Origin of the sequence: Stenotrophomonas sp. FR010, assembly GCF_047520755.2 — a bacterium.
GTDB classification, from domain to species: Bacteria; Pseudomonadota; Gammaproteobacteria; order Xanthomonadales; family Xanthomonadaceae; genus Stenotrophomonas; species Stenotrophomonas sepilia.
In genome coordinates, this window is record NZ_JAXBQT020000006.1 from 1 (window position 1) to 15667 (window position 15667).

Consider the following 15667-nt stretch of genomic DNA (forward strand, 5'->3'; position numbering starts at 1 on the left):
CGCTTCAGACCCTCGATCAGTACCGGTACTACGTCGCGATCGGCGATCGCACCCACGATTCCACACATGTCACGCGTTTCCTTGAAGACGATTGCTGCATTCTAGCCTGCGTGTCCGGCTTCCCCCTCCTGTCCGCTTAATGAAAGTGTCCGGAAAGGTGTCTGCAGGGGGAAACTAGTCTAGTTCGTCCTGGAGGCCCTGTCCCCAGCTGGTCTATCCACCAAGCGTTTGACCTCATTCATCACAATGGTCAGCCCCTCATGCCAATCCGGGAGAGGAATGCCCAAATCCTGCTGCAGCTTGCGATTGTCAAGTACCGACCAGGCCGGACGCTTGGCCGGGGTCGGATACTCGGAGCTGGGAATCGCCTCGACCGTCGGCACCTTGGCCAACACGCCGGTGGCCAACGCTTCGGCGAAGATCGCTTCGGCGAACCCATGCCAGCTGGTCTGGCCGCTGGCGGTCAGGTGCCAGGTACCCGACAACTGCCCCGGATGCTGCAGCGCCTGCAAGGTGACATCAGCGATCAGCGCGGCCGGCGTCGGCGTGCCGACCTGGTCGGCCACCACCCGCAACGCATCGCGCTCGGCGCCCACGCGCAGCATGGTGCGCAGGAAGTTCGCGCCGTGCGAGGCATACACCCACGCCGTGCGGAAAATCAGATGGCGGCCACCGGCCGCACGCACCGCGTCCTCGCCATCGCGCTTGCTGGTGCCATACACGCCCAGCGGTGCGGTCGGCTCGTCCTCGCGGTAGGGCGCACTGCCCTGACCATCGAACACGTAGTCGGTCGAATAGTGTACGAACGGCACGCCGTGGGCCGCGCACCAGCGCGCGATTACGCCCGGCGCCTGCGCGTTAGCGGCGAAGGCGGCATCAACGTCCTGTTCTGCGCGGTCAACGGCGGTGTAAGCGGCCGCATTAACCACCAGCGACGGCTGCACGCGGTCCAGCAATGCAGGCAGGCCGTCGGGCTGGCCGAAATCGGCCGTTTCACAGGCACTGCCGTCCGGCAGCTTGCCGCTGCGGGTGGTCGCGACCACCTTGCCCAGCGGTGCCAGCGCGCGCAGCAGCTCCTGGCCAACCTGGCCGTTGCCACCAAACACCAGCACGGTCATGGCACGTAGACCGGCAGGCGGTCTTCAGCGATGTCCTTCAGGAACGGCGCGTTCTCGTCCTTGGCCGACAACGACGGGACACTGACCGGCCAGTCCACGGCGATGTCCGCATCGTTCCAGCGCACGCCGGCATCGAATTCCTTGAGGTACACCTCCGTGCACAGATAGCTGAACACCGCTCGCTCGGACAGCACGGCGAAACCGTGGGCGAAGCCCTCTGGAATCCAGAACTGCTTCTTGTTCTCCGCGCTCAGCACCACCGCTTCCCACTGGCCGAAGGTCGGCGAGCCGCGACGGATGTCCACGGCCACGTCATAGACCTCGCCTTCCAGCACGCTGACCAGCTTGCCCTGCGGTCGCGGCCACTGGTAATGCAGGCCGCGCAGCACGCCCTGCGCAGAGGTGGAGACGTTGCTCTGCACGAAACGGTCCGGCAGGCCCAGCGCGGCGAAGCGCTCGGCGTTCCAGGTTTCGAAGAAATAACCGCGGGCATCGCCGAACACCGCCGGCTCGATCACCACGCAGCCGGGCAACCGGGTTTCAATCACTTTCATGGAACGACTCCACGCACGGCGAGCTTATGCAGGTATTCACCGTAGCTGTTCTTGATCAACGGCGCGGCCAGCGCTTCCAATTGTCCAGCGTTGATCCAACCCTTGCCGAACGCGATTTCCTCGGGGCAGCAGACCTGCAGGCCCTGACGGGTCTGGATCGTCTCGATGAAGTTGGATGCTTCCAGCAGCGACTGATGCGTACCGGTATCCAGCCACGCATAGCCACGGCCGAGCGCCTCCAGGTGCAGGTCGCCTTCGGCCAGGTAACGCTTGTTGAGATCGGTGATCTCCAGTTCGCCACGCGGTGACGGCTTCAATTCGGCCGCGTAATCGCAGGCCTTGCCGTCATAGAAGTACAGGCCGGTCACCGCATAGTTGGAGCGCGGCTTTTCCGGCTTCTCCACCAGATCGATCACCTTGCCGCTCTGGTCGAACTCGGCCACGCCATAGCGCTCCGGGTCATTGACCCAGTAACCGAACACCGTGGAGCCTTCCACGCGCTCATCGGCGCGCTTGAGCACGTCGCGCAGGCCGTGGCCGTGGAAGATGTTGTCGCCCAGCACCAGGCAGCTCGGCTTGCCGGCCACGAAGTCGCGGCCGATCAGGTAGGCCTGGGCCAGGCCATCCGGACTCGGCTGCACCGCGTACTGGATGTCCATGCCCCACTGCGAGCCGTCGCCCAGCAGCTGTTGGAACAGCGCCTGCTCGTGTGGGGTGTTGATGATCAGCACCTCGCGGATGCCCGCCAGCATCAGCACGCTGAGCGGGTAGTAGATCATCGGCTTGTCGTACACCGGCAGCAGCTGCTTGCTGACGCCCTTGGTGATCGGATACAGCCGGGTGCCGGAGCCACCGGCGAGGATGATGCCTTTACGCTGCGTCATGTCGTCTCCAGGGTTCAGGCCGCAGTGCCGATGCGCTGCAGACGGTAGCTGCCGTCCAGCACGCCGTTGACCCAGTCCTGGTTGTCCAGATACCAGTCGACGGTAAAGGCGATGCCCTGCTCGAAGGTGTAGGCCGGTTCCCAGCCCAGATCGTTCTTCAGCTTGGACGCATCGATCGCATAGCGACGGTCATGGCCGGGGCGGTCAGTGACATAGGTGATCTGGCTGCTGCGCGGCTGGCCATCCGCACGCGGGCGGCGCTGGTCCAGCAGGGCGCAGATCGCCTGCACCACTTCGATGTTCTGCTTTTCCGAATTGCCGCCGACGTTGTAGGTCTCGCCGACCTGGCCCTTGGCCAGCACTGTGCGGATCGCTTCGCAGTGGTCGGACACGAACAGCCAGTCGCGCACCTGCTTGCCATCGCCGTACACCGGCAGCGGCTCGCCGGCCAGCGCCTTGGCGATCACCAGCGGAATGAGCTTCTCCGGGAAGTGATACGGGCCGTAGTTGTTGGAACAGTTGGTGGTCAGCACCGGCAGCCCGTAGGTGTGGTGGAAGGCGCGGACCAGATGGTCCGAAGCGGCCTTCGACGCCGAATAAGGGGAATTCGGGGCATACGGCGTGGTTTCGCTGAACTTGCCGGTCTCGCCCAAGGTGCCGTACACCTCGTCGGTCGACACATGCAGGAAGCGGAAGGCCGCGCCCTGCTCGGCCGGCAGCGCCTTCCAGTAATCACGCACGGCTTCCAGCAGGCCCAGGGTGCCCACCACATTGGTCTGGATGAACGCCCCCGGGCCATCGATGGAACGGTCGACGTGGCTCTCAGCAGCGAAGTTGAGCACCGCGTCCGGCTGGTGTTCGGCCAGCAGGCGGGTCACCAGGGCACTGTCGCCGATGTCGCCCTGCACGAACACGTGGTTCGGGTTGCCGTCCAAGCTGGACAGGGTCTTCAGGTTGCCGGCATAGGTCAGAGCATCGAGATTGACGACCTTGATGCCACGGGCGACCGCTTCGAGAACGAAGTTGCCGCCGATGAATCCGGCACCGCCGGTGACAAGCCATGTGGACACTACCTGATCTCCTGTTGATCAATCATGTGGGTCGCAGCAGCAACCTGATTCAGCTCGACAGGATACATCGGGGCCACTTTCACGACTGCCTTCACACTGTGAACGAAGCACAGCACTCCGAAAGTTCTTGCGGCACTGCAACACAACCATACGCATTCGCATGGTCCCCTCAAGCCAGCTAGAATCAGGATCCCACCCCCGAACCGGTTGCTGTTGCAGGACCGGACGTTCTCTCCGTTATTGAAGGACCCCGTACCAGATGAAAATCCTCGTCGCGTACAAGCGCGTGGTGGACTACAACGTCCGCATTCAGGTCAAGCCGGACGGTTCCGGCGTGGTCACCGACGGCGTCAAGCTGTCCCCCAACCCCTTCGACGAAATCGCTCTGGAAGAAGCCCTGCGCCTGCGCGACAAGGGCATCGCCAGCGAAGTGGTGGTCGCCACCATCGCCCCGGCAGATGCCCAGGCGCATCTGCGCAATGGCCTGGCCATGGGCGCCAACCGCGCGGTCCATGTGGTCACCGACCAGGCCATCCAGCCGCTGACCGCCGCCCGCACCCTGCTCAAGCTGATCGAGAAGGAACAGCCGGACCTGGTGATCCTGGGCAAGCAGGCCATCGACGACGACGCCAACCAGACCGGCCAGATGCTGGCCACGCTGTGGGGCCGTCCGCAGGCGACCTTCGCCAGCAAGCTGGACATTGCCGACGGCAAGGCCACCGTGATCCGCGAAGTCGACGCCGGCCTGGAAACCCTGGAAGTGGACCTGCCGGCGGTGGTCACCACCGACCTGCGCCTGAACGAGCCGCGCTTCATCAAGCTGCCGGACATCATGAAGGCCAAGGCCAAGCCGCTGGAGACCCTGCAGCTGGCCGACCTCGGCGTTGAAGCCGCCGACACCTTCAAGACCACCCAGTACGCCGCACCGTCCAAGCGCAGCAAGGGTGTGATGGTCAAGGACGCGGCCGAACTGGTGGCCGCACTCAAGCAGAAGGGGCTGCTGTAATGAGCAAGATTCTCGTCATCGCCGAACACCACGACGGCAAGCTCAACGCCGCCACCGCCAAGACTGTCAGCGCCGCCGCCGCCATCAGCGGTGCCAGCATCGATGTCGTGGTGCTGGCCGCCGATCCGGCCGCCGTCGCCGCCGAGGCCGCGAAGATCACCGGCGTCGCCAAGGTCCTGACCGTGGCCAACGCTGCCAACGCGCAGCCCATCGCGCAGGTGCTGGCGCCGCAGATCGCGCAGCTGGCCAAGGGCTACACCCACGTGTTCGGCCCATCGACCACCTTCGGCAAGGACCTGATGCCGTGCGTGGCCGCCCTGCTCGGCGTCAACCAGGTCTCCGACCTGATGACCGTCGAAGGCAGCCACACCTTCAAGCGCCCGATCTATGCCGGCAACGCGATCATCACCGTGGAAGCCCCGGCCGACCAGATCGTGGTCGCCACCGTGCGTGCCGCCTCGTGGCCGGAAGCGGCCCAGGGCGGCAGCGCCGCCATCGAAGCAGCCAGCGTCGATGCTGTCCTGCCGACCCACACCCGCTTCGTCGGCCTCGCCGCTGGTGCCAGCGACCGCCCGGACCTGCAGAGCGCCAAGCGCGTGGTCTCCGGTGGCCGCGGCGTCGGTTCGGAAGAGAACTTCAAGGTCATCTTCCAGCTGGCCGACAAGCTCGGTGCCGCCGTCGGTGCCTCGCGCGCCGCGGTCGATGCCGGCTACGTCCCCAGCGACCTGCAGGTCGGCCAGACCGGCAAGATCATCGCGCCGGAACTGTACGTGGCGGTCGGCATCAGTGGTGCCATCCAGCACCTGACCGGCATCAAGGATGCCGGCACGATCGTGGCGATCAACAAGGACGGCGATGCGCCGATCTTCGAGATTGCCGATATCGGCCTGGTGGGGGATCTGTTTACGATCCTGCCGGAGCTGGAAAAGGCGTTGTAAGGCGCTCTGGACCGGAGCGGGTCCAGATCTACCCGAGGGGGCGTCCAAACAGACGCCCCCCCCTTCATTTCTGGATCCGGTGACCCTCGCCAATGAGCGGACGCTTCTTTAGATTCCTGATTTCCGGCGGCACCGCGGCCGCCGTGGAGTACCTCGTCTTCCTTTTGATCCAACTGTCTCTGGGGGAGCGTTGGCTCATCCTGAGCCAGACCCTGAGCTTTGGCTGCGGCTTTGTCGCAAGCTTCCTGCTCAACCGCAGCTGGGTCTTTCGCAGCAGCGGCGCAATGAAGGCAGAACTGCTAAAGTATGGCGCAATCGCCGCATTCAACCTCGTGGCGGGCAATGCGGCGATGCTGCTGCTGACCGGCCCTGCCGATCTGGATCAGTACATCTCAAAGTTGCTGGTGATGGGGTGTATCGCCGGCTGGAACTATCTGATTTTCTCGAAGCTGATTTTCAAGCAGCAGACCGGCAAGGCGTGATCACATGTCACTCGAATATTCCAATGTCGCTGTAGTGATCCCTGCCTACAATGAAGGAAGCGCGATCAAGGACACCATTCACGCGATTCCTGGTAACTTCCCCAAGATAATCGTGATCGATGATGGGAGCCGGGACGATACGCATGAGCGTGTCCGCGAAACCCGAGCGACCCTGATCCGCCACCCGATCAACCTCGGGCAGGGTGCTGGTCTGCAGACCGGCATCGACGCGGCGTTGCTGGATCCTGCGATCGAATACATCGTCACTTTCGATGCCGATGGCCAGCACCGGATCGAGGATGTTGAAAGAATGCTGGCCTATGCGGCACAGCACAAGGTGCAGATCGTGATGGGTTCCCGCTTCCTGGGCAAGGCCGTCAACATGCCGCGGATGAAGCGCGTCATCCTGAAGGCCGCTGTCTGGTTTTCCAATGTAACGTCAGGCGTACACCTCACCGATACGCACAATGGCCTCCGCGTCATCCATCGCTCGGCGGCGGAACGGCTAAAGCTGGAACTTCCTGACTTCTCGCACGCTTCAGAGATCGTCGAGCGGATTGGGCAACAGCACTTCAGCTATGCGGAAGTGCCGGTCACGATCATCTACAGCGAGTACTCCCGCAGCAAGGGCCAGTCGATGATCAATGCAATCAACATTGCCTTTGATGCAATCCTGAGAAAGGTGATCAAGTAACCATGCTCATTCGATTTCTGCTGATCGCCTCAACGCTGACCATCGCCTGGTATTTCCTTACCTCGCGCGGCACTAGCCGGTCCAACGCATTCAAGAAAGTACTGTTGGTGGGCTTTGTCGCCGCGGCAATCGTTGCCATTCTGATACCTGAAGCGCTTACGCAACTGGCGAATTTTGTGGGTGTCGGACGCGGCACCGATCTTCTGGTCTATGTACTGGTCCAGGTCGTCGCGTTCCAGATGTTCAATACCTACGCAAAAGACAAGCAGAACCAGCGACAGATCGTTCATCTGGCGCGCCGCATTGCAATTCTGGAATCCATGACTGCGACGGCGCCCGCGGCAATCAGTGGTGGTGCCACTCCGGCTGATGGCGAACAGAAGCACTGACGGAGCTGCAGCCAGATCGATCCGGCGGCCTTATCCACTGAAAGGAATTGGAGGACAACGTTGAGAAGCAGGATTCTGGTGACCGGAGGGGCAGGCTACATCGGCTCCCATACGGCAATCGCGCTGCTGGCTGCAGGCTACGAAGTTGTCATCCTCGACAACTTCAGCAACAGTGAGCGCTGGATACCTACACGAATCGCAGAGCTGTCCGGCTCCAGCTTTGAATCGGTGGAGCTGGACCTGTGCGACAAGGCCGCTACGCTGGAGTGCCTGCAGCGAATCAAGCCCGATGGCGTCATTCACTTCGCAGCGCTGAAATCCGTTGGCGAGAGTTTTATTCGGCCACTCCACTATTATCAGAACAATCTCTCAGGCACCCTGAATCTGCTGGATGCCATGTTGCAGGTGGGCTGCAAGAACCTGGTGTTCAGCTCGTCAGCTACTGTCTATGGCTATCCTGAGCATTGCCCGATCGGGGAAGATGCTCCACTTTCTGCCATCAATCCCTACGGGCGAACCAAGCTGATGATGGAGCAGGCCATCCAGGACATCAGCGCGGCGAATCCGGAATTCAATACCGCCCTGCTCCGCTATTTCAACCCGGCAGGTGCGCACCCCAGTGGTCTCCTCGGCGAGTTGCCGCGGGGCACACCCAACAACCTGGTTCCATTCGTGGCTCAGGTCGCTGCTGGGCTGCGTGAACGGGTGCAGGTGTTCGGTGGAAATTATCCCACTGTCGATGGAACCGGAGTACGCGACTACATCCATGTCATGGATCTGGCTGACGCACATGTGCACGCGCTGGCCTACCTTTTGCAGCGCAAGCAGGATCTGCTAGTGAACCTGGGCACCGGGCGCGGATACTCGGTACTGGAGATCATCGCTGCATTCGCGCGCGCGAGCGGAAAGCCGATTCCGTACGACATCGTGGATCAACGCCCCGGAGATGCCGCTGAATGCTATGCCGATCCATCCCTTGCTACGGAATTGCTGGGTTGGCATGCCTCTCGCGATCTTGACCTGATCTGCGTGGATACCTGGCGCTGGCAGCAGCATCTCGAACAACACTGAATCTTCCGGCAGCGCCCCTAATCCGGACTTCCAATATGCATGTCACCATGCCTGCCCGTGTAATCGGGCTGCCGCAGGCTTCCGTCGTCGCAGGACTACTAGCCGCTGCCGCGGCAGTATCCATCATCTCCCGCGTGCCCGGGTCCGAGCTTCTGGGCTTCTGGCAGACGTTGAGTGTGGCGGGCCTTTGCGCGGCGGGTCTCTGGTACGTTCTTGTGCCTGTGGCACGCCGGCTGGTTGTCTGGCAGACAAGCCTCGGGCGACGTGGGCGCTGGCTGTCCATCGTGCTGGCTCTTCTGTCTGGAATGATCTGGCTGTATGCCTTACCAGTCGGACCGGCGCCTGCCGGCGTGGCCGATGTGACGGTGAGTGTGCTTGATGGTAGCAATGAGCATGCACAGGGCCGGGAAGTCTGGCTGCGCCTAGAGCGCGATGGCGTCGATGTGCCTTCGGCGGATCTGAAGCAGACCGGCGACTGGCTCGACAAGGCGCCGTTCCTAGTCGCCGCCAATCCACCGGGCCAAGCCTCCGTACACTGGCATGGATCCTATACCAACAGACTTCGCCTGGTGTTCATTTCGCATGCCTGGTCTGGGCGTGCCCGAGTTGCGTGGAATGGCAACCACAAGGACTTGGACCTGTATAGCGCGGAAGGCAGCAGTGCCACCGTCGATCTGGCAGGCATGGTCACCACCAACGGCTATCTTGCCTTCCCTGAACGCAATGGCCGCCAGTGGTTCACTGCGGCGTGCGATGCGCTTGTACTGGGTGCGCTGACCCTATTCGTCTTTGGATGGCTTGCAATGCGACACTGCATGGAAGCCGAGGCTGCGTCACATGGCGCGCTGGCGAGCCTGCAACGCCAGACGATGATGCTTGCCATGCCCATAGTGCTGACGAGCCTCTTTGCGCTTTTCATCTTCTATCCGGGTCTGATGACCTCAGACTCACTGGATCAATGGCGCCAGGCAGGCCATTTCGCATTCAATGATGCCCACCCGCTACTGTATGGCCTGTTCATGGTGGCCATGCGCTTCGTCTGGGATAGTCCCGCTTCTGTAGCGCTTGTGCAGCTGCTTCTCTTCTCCGCAAGTTGCGGCTGGTTACTGGCCAGCCTGCAGCGCCTGACAGGCACCTCGAACCGAGTTTTCTGGGCATCGGCGTGGCTTGTTGCTCTGTATCCACTGCTGCCGATTACTGCGGTGACGCTGTGGAAGGATGTGCCATACGCCACCGCTGTGATTGCACTGACCGCCTTCCTCATGACTTCGCTGTCCCACCGTAATGCGCAGCGAATCAGCGCAGGCGGTGCCGCTGGCCTCTGCCTGATCATGTTCTGCGCGATGACCCTACGCCACAACGGCCCGCCGGTTGCCTTCGCCGCCGCGCTGGCGCTGTTCTTCCTCGCCAAGAAATCCCGCTTTCGCGTGGTGCTGGCACTGGTCGGCGCCATCGTATTGATGGCTCTACTGAAGGGACCGGTATCGAGCGTAGTCGGCATTGATCGCAAACCGGTGAGCTACATTCTGTATTCGCACCACATTGCTGCGCATCTGGCTGCCCATCACCTGCCCGAAGATCCTCAGGAAAGAGCACTGCTGCGACAGCTCAACCACAAGCAGCCCGACTGGGCGTACAACTGCGCAACGGTCAATCCTGTGATCTTCAACCCGGATTTCGATGCACATCAGGCCATGCAGCACAATGATGACCTGCTCCGGATCTGGTTGGCGCTTGCGACGAAACGGCCCGACATCGAGTATGCCCACGGTCTATGCTCGAGTGGACTGATCTGGCGCGTGATCGATTCGGACATCGACCCCCTGTATCTTGCAAGCCTTGGGCTATGGGCACCGCACGGTAAAGTGACGTGGATTACCGGCGAGGCAGGCGCCCCCTCAGCGGAATCCAAATCGCCACAACTGGCCGAGTTCATAGGCCAGATGGTGTTGATGCCGGGCATGCAGGCTGTGTTTCGGCCGGCACTCTTCATGTATGCGCTCATCTTCGCCTGTGGCGTAGCGATGTACCGCCTCAATGACCGATCGATGGCTCTGTTGTTGTTCCTGCCCGCAGTGCATACCGCCTTCTTGTCCATTTCGATCGTGGCACAGGATGCACGGTACCAGCTGCCCTTGTACGCGATCACCCTGGCTGCGGTTCCGTTACTTCTTTTCGCCCGCAGGGCGACTACCCAGCAGCCCGCCGATGCAAACCCGCGTTCCCGCCCGGCATGAGTTGGTATAAGACAGCCAATGCCAGCGGTCTGGCAGCAGGTGTGGTTCTGTCGGCCGCGTGGCTGCCGGCATCGGCGCGCTTCCTGAGCCTGGCTACAGCGCCTGCAGTGATGGTGTTCATACTTGCCAGCGTGCTGTCTGGCTGGTTGATGGCCGCCGTCCTGCGGCGTACGCACCCGATATGGAGCCGTGTAAGAATCGGCGCGCGGATAGGCTGGATCACCAGCTGCATCTTTGCCGGCTGGCTGCTGACCTGGATGATTCCATTCGACCCGGCACCAGCAACAACGCTGCAGGTGGAGATCGAGTCCCTCGGTAAGGGCACCCCCGAATCCAAGGGATCGGAAGTCTGGGTCCGCCTCGTAGCTGATGGCCGTGATGCCCGGCTGCGCGACGTCGAGGCGGGCCCAAGCTGGACTGCGGCTAATGGCTACCTTATCTCTCCGATCAACAGCCCACCGGACAAGATCCACTGGAACGGCCATTATTCCAGCGACGTCTACGTGGAGTTCTTCACCCACCCCTGGTCTGGGCAGGCAACCCTGCGCTGGGCCGGCAAAGAGCAGCACTACAACCTCTACAGCCCCACTGGTGGCGAAATCCGGGTTCGCCTGGCCGGAGCTGTCCCCAATCCACACTTCCTGACGCTTCCCACGCGGACGCCCTTGCAGTATCTGGTGCAGGCCTGCCAGTCCGTGACTCTCGGCCTGCTGCTGTTGGCCGGCTTCGGGCTGGCATCGCGTTGGCCATCGCCCTGGCAATCAGCACGGAACGACGAAGCGCAACCGTCATTGGGCCGGGAAGTCTTGATCGCAGCACTGCCATTGCTGCTTGTCGGCAGCATCCTGCTGGTATTGTTCCTCCCCGCCATCCTGACCACCGACTCATTGAACCAGTGGGCGCAGGCGGCAAGCGGGAGTTTCGATGACGCCCATCCGGTTCTGTATGCGTTCTACCTATGGTTCATCCAGCAGATCCTGCCCAGCCCCACCCTTGCAGCCTGGCTGCAGCTGGCCGTTCTGGCGCTGGCATCCGGATGGTTGGCGACTGTTGTCCGCCGCGCCTGCAACGCGCCGCGCTGGACATCGACGGCCGGCGGCCTGCTGCTGGCTGCGTATCCAGTGACGGCGTTGTCATCCATAACACTGTGGAAAGACGTTCCGTATGCAACCAGCGTGGTCGCGCTGACCGCCTTTGTCATTGGCAATACCTTCCTCGACCGACCAAGCCTGCGCAAGTGGTACAACTGCCTGGCGTTGGTGCTGCTCGCTGCCTGCTGCATGGCGCTGCGGCACAACGGGCCTCCCGTAGCGGTCGCGGCCTTCTTGATCCTCCTGCTGCGGCCCGGTACCCGCATGCGTGTGCTGGCCTGCTTGCTGCTGGCTGCCAGCCTCATGTGGGGCATCAAGGGCCCGTTGGCCGACAGCCTGGGCACGCATCGCAGCAGTGCGGCTTACATGGCATACACCCACCACCTGTCCGCGCATCTGGCAGCAGGGCAGAATCCGGAGTCTGCCGAGGACAACGCGATACTTGAAGCCGTCGACAGCGGAGCCAGCGACTGGCGATATCGCTGCTCGATGGTGAATACGACCATCTTCAATGATCATTATGATATTCCGACGGCCGTGAAGCATCAGGATGACCTGTTCCGGATCTGGCTCGGCATGGCCCTGAAACGGCCGGATATCGAACTTGACCACGTGCTTTGTGCCAGCGGAATGGTCTGGCGCTACCGGACCTCGGGGCCACTGTATCTCTATGTCTTCGGCTTCGAGATCGGCGAAGAGCAGAATCTGCAATGGGTGCAGCCGGGGCTGAGCGGACCGCCGCAAGCATCCGTGCTGCCGAACGCGACCAACTGGATGGGCAAGACCCTGTTGAAGCCGCAGCTGGGACGCCTTTGGCGCCCCGCTCCTTTCCTGATCGCGCTGTGCCTGCTGACCGTAGTTGCGTGGAGGCGCACCGGTGATCGGCGCATACTGCTTGTGCCGATGCTGGTGCTGGTTCATAGCGCGATCCTGATGGTGGCGATCATTGCCCAGGACGCGCGCTATCAGCTTCCCCTCTACATGGTGTGCCTGATCGTCGCGCCAGCGCTCGCGCTGGCACGGCGGCAACCGCATCACATTCCGTTGGCCGCCGGGCGCGCCGCCGGATAGCGCAGCAGGAGGCGATGCAATGCATGACGCGGCATCGCCGCCGTATCATGCGAAAGGAAGGCCAGCAACAGCTGTACCCCAAGAACCAATGGCAACGCTGCCAGCATGATGGTGCCGAGCGGGGTAATGAGGCCACCTTCCACTGAACCGATCCAGTGATACAGGCCGAACGCCACGCCAAAAACGATCATCGGCACGGCAACCAGAAGCTCGAACGAGGCAATGTTCATGTCTCGCAGAAAGTAGCCGTAGATGATTCGCTTGCTGGTATTGCGTACGTGCTTGGCGAGGAACTCGCCAACGATCTTCGATACCTTCAAGCCGCTTATTTCGTCGCCGTAGCGGGCGTCCATCGGCACGTCGAGCACCTTTGCCCTCATCACATTGAGCCGGAACAGGATGTCGCTCTCGAAGAAGTATCGCGAGCTGATCGAGTCGTAAGGCAAGCGACGCGCAACTTCAGCATGGATGGCGGTATAGCCGTTGGTGGGATCGAACAGGTCCCAGTACCCGGTCGATGCCTTTGCCATGAACGACAATCCAAGGTTGCCAATCCGCCGCAGCAGGGGCATCGACTTGATCTCGCGCAGATCGAAGAACCGATTGCCCTTGGTGTAATCAGCATCAGCCCCGAGGATCGGCGACACAAATGCTTCGATCAATGCCGGGTCCATCTGGCCATCGCCGTCGAGCTTGACGATGACCGTCGCGCCGTCTGCCACAGCGCGGCGGTAGCCATGCATGACGGCACCGCCTACTCCGGTATTCACGCGGTTACGCAGCACGACCACACGAGGATCGCTGCAGCTCCGTTCGATCAGATCGCCACTGCCATCAGGGCAGGCATCATCAACACAGTAGATGCGATCGACCTCGGGACCGATTTCAGCCAGCAACACTAGGATCTGGCGGGTCACCTTGTAGCATGGGATCACCACTGCTATGCCTCTATCCCACTCCATCGCCTTTCTCCAGCAACAATGATGCATGTGTTTCTGCCCCGGACGGGGCATCTCAAAGACAACTCAGCGGCGCAGCCACCGCAACAGCGCCGACAATCTGTATCCCAGCCCGACGATGCGACTACGGCGCAATGCCTGCATCTCGTCGAGCGCTTCGACAACGCCACCCAGCAACAGCCCCGATGAGCTCCCGTCGATCCGTGGGGGAGCGGCCAGCGCCCCCAGCAGGTTCGGCGACACCACCGGCCCCTGCCCAATCAACGTCGCCCCGCCCACCATCTCCGCATAAAGCAGGCTGTGGCGAGCGCGCATGGCCGGATCGTGGATCATTGAATCCGGTCGCTGCCGGTAGAAAAAATGTACGTCATTGGTCACAACGAAACGACTGCCTTGTTGCAGCGCGCGACGGTAAAGCTGCCAGTCTTCATAGGAACGCAGGCTTTCGTCATAACCGAGTGCACGCAGTACCGAAGTTCGCGCCAGGCTGGTCGCCGTTGAGAAGCGATTGCCCAGCGCACCGGAATCAAATGCCGCACCAACCATCGGCAAGCCCTGACCGAGCCGCAACTCGTTCACATCAAGCGCAGATTCGTCACCGAAGAAGTAGGCGCAGCGAGGAACAACGAAGTCGTGCGCAGGGTGTCGCTGCAGTGCTCGTACAGCAATCGAAACAAACTCTGGCGACACCAGGTCATCAGCGTCCAGACACAGGGTGAACTCACCCTGCGCTGCGGCAACGCCGGCATTCCTGGCAGCAGACAACCCCTGGTTGAACTCAAGACGGACCACGCGCAGGCCAGCGGTGGGGCTTGCTTCCAGCTCTTCGATGAGCTGCACGGTGCCGGGATCCGTCGATCCATCGTCAACAACGATGACCTCCAGATCGCTCCATGAAAACTGCTGTATGTTGCACAAGGTCTGCGGCAGCCAACGGCCCATGTTGTAGCAGGGCACGACCACGGAGACCTTGGCTGGGCCCGGCGTACCAACGTCAAGCTTGGGCAGCGGCGGGGAAGGCCCCATCCGCAGGTGACGAGTGGGCACCCACTGCTGCGAAGCCCGCAGCGCTTCGAACAGCCCACGGGCATCCGTGTAGCCAAGATGGGTCCGCCCCTGTTCCCACCCCTGTGCGGCAGCCAGCGCCGGGTTGGCGACATCCACAATCAGGCTATGGCCATGAGCAAGCAGCTCCCGCGCCAGAGCCGAGCCTGCAGACCAGCGATCAGGCATGACCACACGCATGGGCGAAGCGCGCAGGCAATCTGCAGGCGCTTCCTGGAAACGATGGCGCAGGGCAGCAGGCACCACATGCAGCACTTCGGATAGAAGCGCAGGCTGGCAAACGACCGAGACCTGCAGCAGACCATCATTGCTCTGCTGCAGGTAACCGGAAATCGCCCGCAGGCACTGCCTGAGAGCAGGCGCTTCGGTTGCGACGCAAGCCAGTGCTGAACCCACTGCATGGTGCTCCGACACGAGCCCGGCTGACTCCAGCAGCGTCGCCTGCAGGTGAAGCGGCCTCTGGCTGCCTGGTAGGAAGCGCTGCAAGGATTCCGCGATCGCCTGACTATCGACCAGAACCTGGTCGCATTGCTCCAGGCACATCCGCTCCATGTCCATCAACATCAGCGCAGCCATCTCGACATTGCGTCCCTGCCTCAGGACTTCGATGGCCTGGATGCCGTCAAACCGCAACATCACGCGCGTAGTGTCAAACACCTCTGACAGAGCTCGCTCCTGGAGAAGTGCATAGGCCAGCGCACCACACGATGGAATCTCCACACAGTCCAGGTGCACATCCTGCTGCAGCGCCCGAAGCGCCGCCATCACCGCCAATGACCAACCGAGCTGCTCCGCGTCACCACTGCGGCGGACATCAGGCAACCGTCGGCCCTGCATCGCATGCAAAGGCGAATTCACGCACAGCGTGCGTCTCTCTGCACACTCCTCGAGCAGGTCGGCGGGCGGCGCTCCCTCGCCAACGATCAGCACCGAAGCAGCGGGCATCGCGCGCAGGCGGGCACGCGCCAATGCAGCCCGCTCTCCGCCAACACGCCAACACGCCAGCTGGATGACGATCACATGCATCGATGCTGCCCC

Annotated in this window: 14 protein-coding genes; 8 read left to right on the forward strand and 6 right to left on the reverse strand. The window is 62.0% G+C overall.

The genetic code is table 11. The features are described 5' to 3' along the window. Window positions 1–179: 179 nt before the first annotated feature. Genes rfbD through rfbB form a run of 4 tightly spaced genes read right to left on the reverse strand, consistent with a single transcriptional unit; the run spans window position 180 to window position 3626 of the window. Window positions 180–1118, reverse strand: coding sequence for a dTDP-4-dehydrorhamnose reductase (gene rfbD / locus ACM0PK_RS07010; RefSeq protein WP_180885642.1), 939 nt, complete (start codon window positions 1116–1118; stop codon window positions 180–182). Then, window positions 1115–1672: a dTDP-4-dehydrorhamnose 3,5-epimerase gene (gene rfbC / locus ACM0PK_RS07015; protein WP_414606957.1), complete on the reverse strand. Its 558-nt coding sequence runs from the start codon at window positions 1670–1672 to the stop codon at window positions 1115–1117. Before rfbC ends, rfbD begins: the two co-directional genes overlap by 4 nt. Beyond that, the gene (gene rfbA / locus ACM0PK_RS07020; protein WP_180885640.1) at window positions 1669–2556 is read right to left on the reverse strand and encodes a glucose-1-phosphate thymidylyltransferase RfbA; all 888 of its coding nucleotides are present in this window, start codon (window positions 2554–2556) and stop codon (window positions 1669–1671) included. Before rfbA ends, rfbC begins: the two co-directional genes overlap by 4 nt. Before the next feature lie 14 nt (window positions 2557–2570). After that, entirely contained in the window at window positions 2571–3626 is a 1056-nt protein-coding gene (rfbB, locus tag ACM0PK_RS07025) for a dTDP-glucose 4,6-dehydratase (protein WP_180885638.1), read from the reverse strand. Between the two features lie 259 nt (window positions 3627–3885). On the opposite strand from rfbB, the gene ACM0PK_RS07030 reads away from it, so the two are divergent. From ACM0PK_RS07030 to ACM0PK_RS07065, 8 genes are all read left to right on the forward strand, one after another. Beyond that, window positions 3886–4632, forward strand: coding sequence for an electron transfer flavoprotein subunit beta/FixA family protein (locus ACM0PK_RS07030; protein ID WP_069139440.1), 747 nt, complete (start codon window positions 3886–3888; stop codon window positions 4630–4632). Next, window positions 4632–5570 carry an electron transfer flavoprotein subunit alpha/FixB family protein gene (locus ACM0PK_RS07035; RefSeq protein ID WP_180885636.1) on the forward strand — a complete coding sequence of 313 codons (939 nt, stop codon included), beginning with the start codon at window positions 4632–4634 and terminating at the stop codon, window positions 5568–5570. The genes ACM0PK_RS07030 and ACM0PK_RS07035 overlap by 1 nt, the downstream gene beginning before the upstream one ends. A 92-nt stretch (window positions 5571–5662) precedes the next feature. Then, the gene (locus ACM0PK_RS07040) at window positions 5663–6052 is read left to right on the forward strand and encodes a GtrA family protein (protein ID WP_088496879.1); all 390 of its coding nucleotides are present in this window, start codon (window positions 5663–5665) and stop codon (window positions 6050–6052) included. Window positions 6053–6056: 4 nt separating this feature from the next. Then, window positions 6057–6746: a glycosyltransferase family 2 protein gene (locus tag ACM0PK_RS07045; RefSeq protein WP_088496878.1), complete on the forward strand. Its 690-nt coding sequence runs from the start codon at window positions 6057–6059 to the stop codon at window positions 6744–6746. A gap of 2 nt (window positions 6747–6748) precedes the next feature. Continuing rightward, window positions 6749–7135 (forward strand): DUF2304 domain-containing protein, encoded by a 387-nt coding sequence (locus ACM0PK_RS07050; protein WP_088496877.1) that lies wholly within the window; start codon window positions 6749–6751, stop codon window positions 7133–7135. Window positions 7136–7210: 75 nt separating this feature from the next. Then, complete coding sequence (gene galE, locus ACM0PK_RS07055) at window positions 7211–8206, forward strand: UDP-glucose 4-epimerase GalE (protein WP_231352741.1); 996 nt, start codon at window positions 7211–7213, stop codon at window positions 8204–8206. A gap of 35 nt (window positions 8207–8241) precedes the next feature. Beyond that, window positions 8242–10443: a hypothetical protein gene (locus tag ACM0PK_RS07060; RefSeq protein ID WP_414606958.1), complete on the forward strand. Its 2202-nt coding sequence runs from the start codon at window positions 8242–8244 to the stop codon at window positions 10441–10443. Continuing rightward, on the forward strand, window positions 10440–12605 hold the full coding sequence (locus ACM0PK_RS07065; RefSeq protein WP_414606959.1) for a hypothetical protein: 2166 nt from the start codon (window positions 10440–10442) through the stop codon (window positions 12603–12605). Before ACM0PK_RS07060 ends, ACM0PK_RS07065 begins: the two co-directional genes overlap by 4 nt. Here ACM0PK_RS07065 and ACM0PK_RS07070 read toward each other — a convergent pair. After that, window positions 12569–13594 (reverse strand): glycosyltransferase, encoded by a 1026-nt coding sequence (locus ACM0PK_RS07070; protein WP_321573376.1) that lies wholly within the window; start codon window positions 13592–13594, stop codon window positions 12569–12571. The genes ACM0PK_RS07065 and ACM0PK_RS07070 overlap by 37 nt on opposite strands. Before the next feature lie 36 nt (window positions 13595–13630). Next, window positions 13631–15655, reverse strand: a complete 2025-nt coding sequence (locus ACM0PK_RS07075; RefSeq protein ID WP_180885630.1) for a glycosyltransferase family 2 protein — start codon at window positions 15653–15655, stop codon at window positions 13631–13633. Window positions 15656–15667 lie beyond the last annotated feature (12 nt).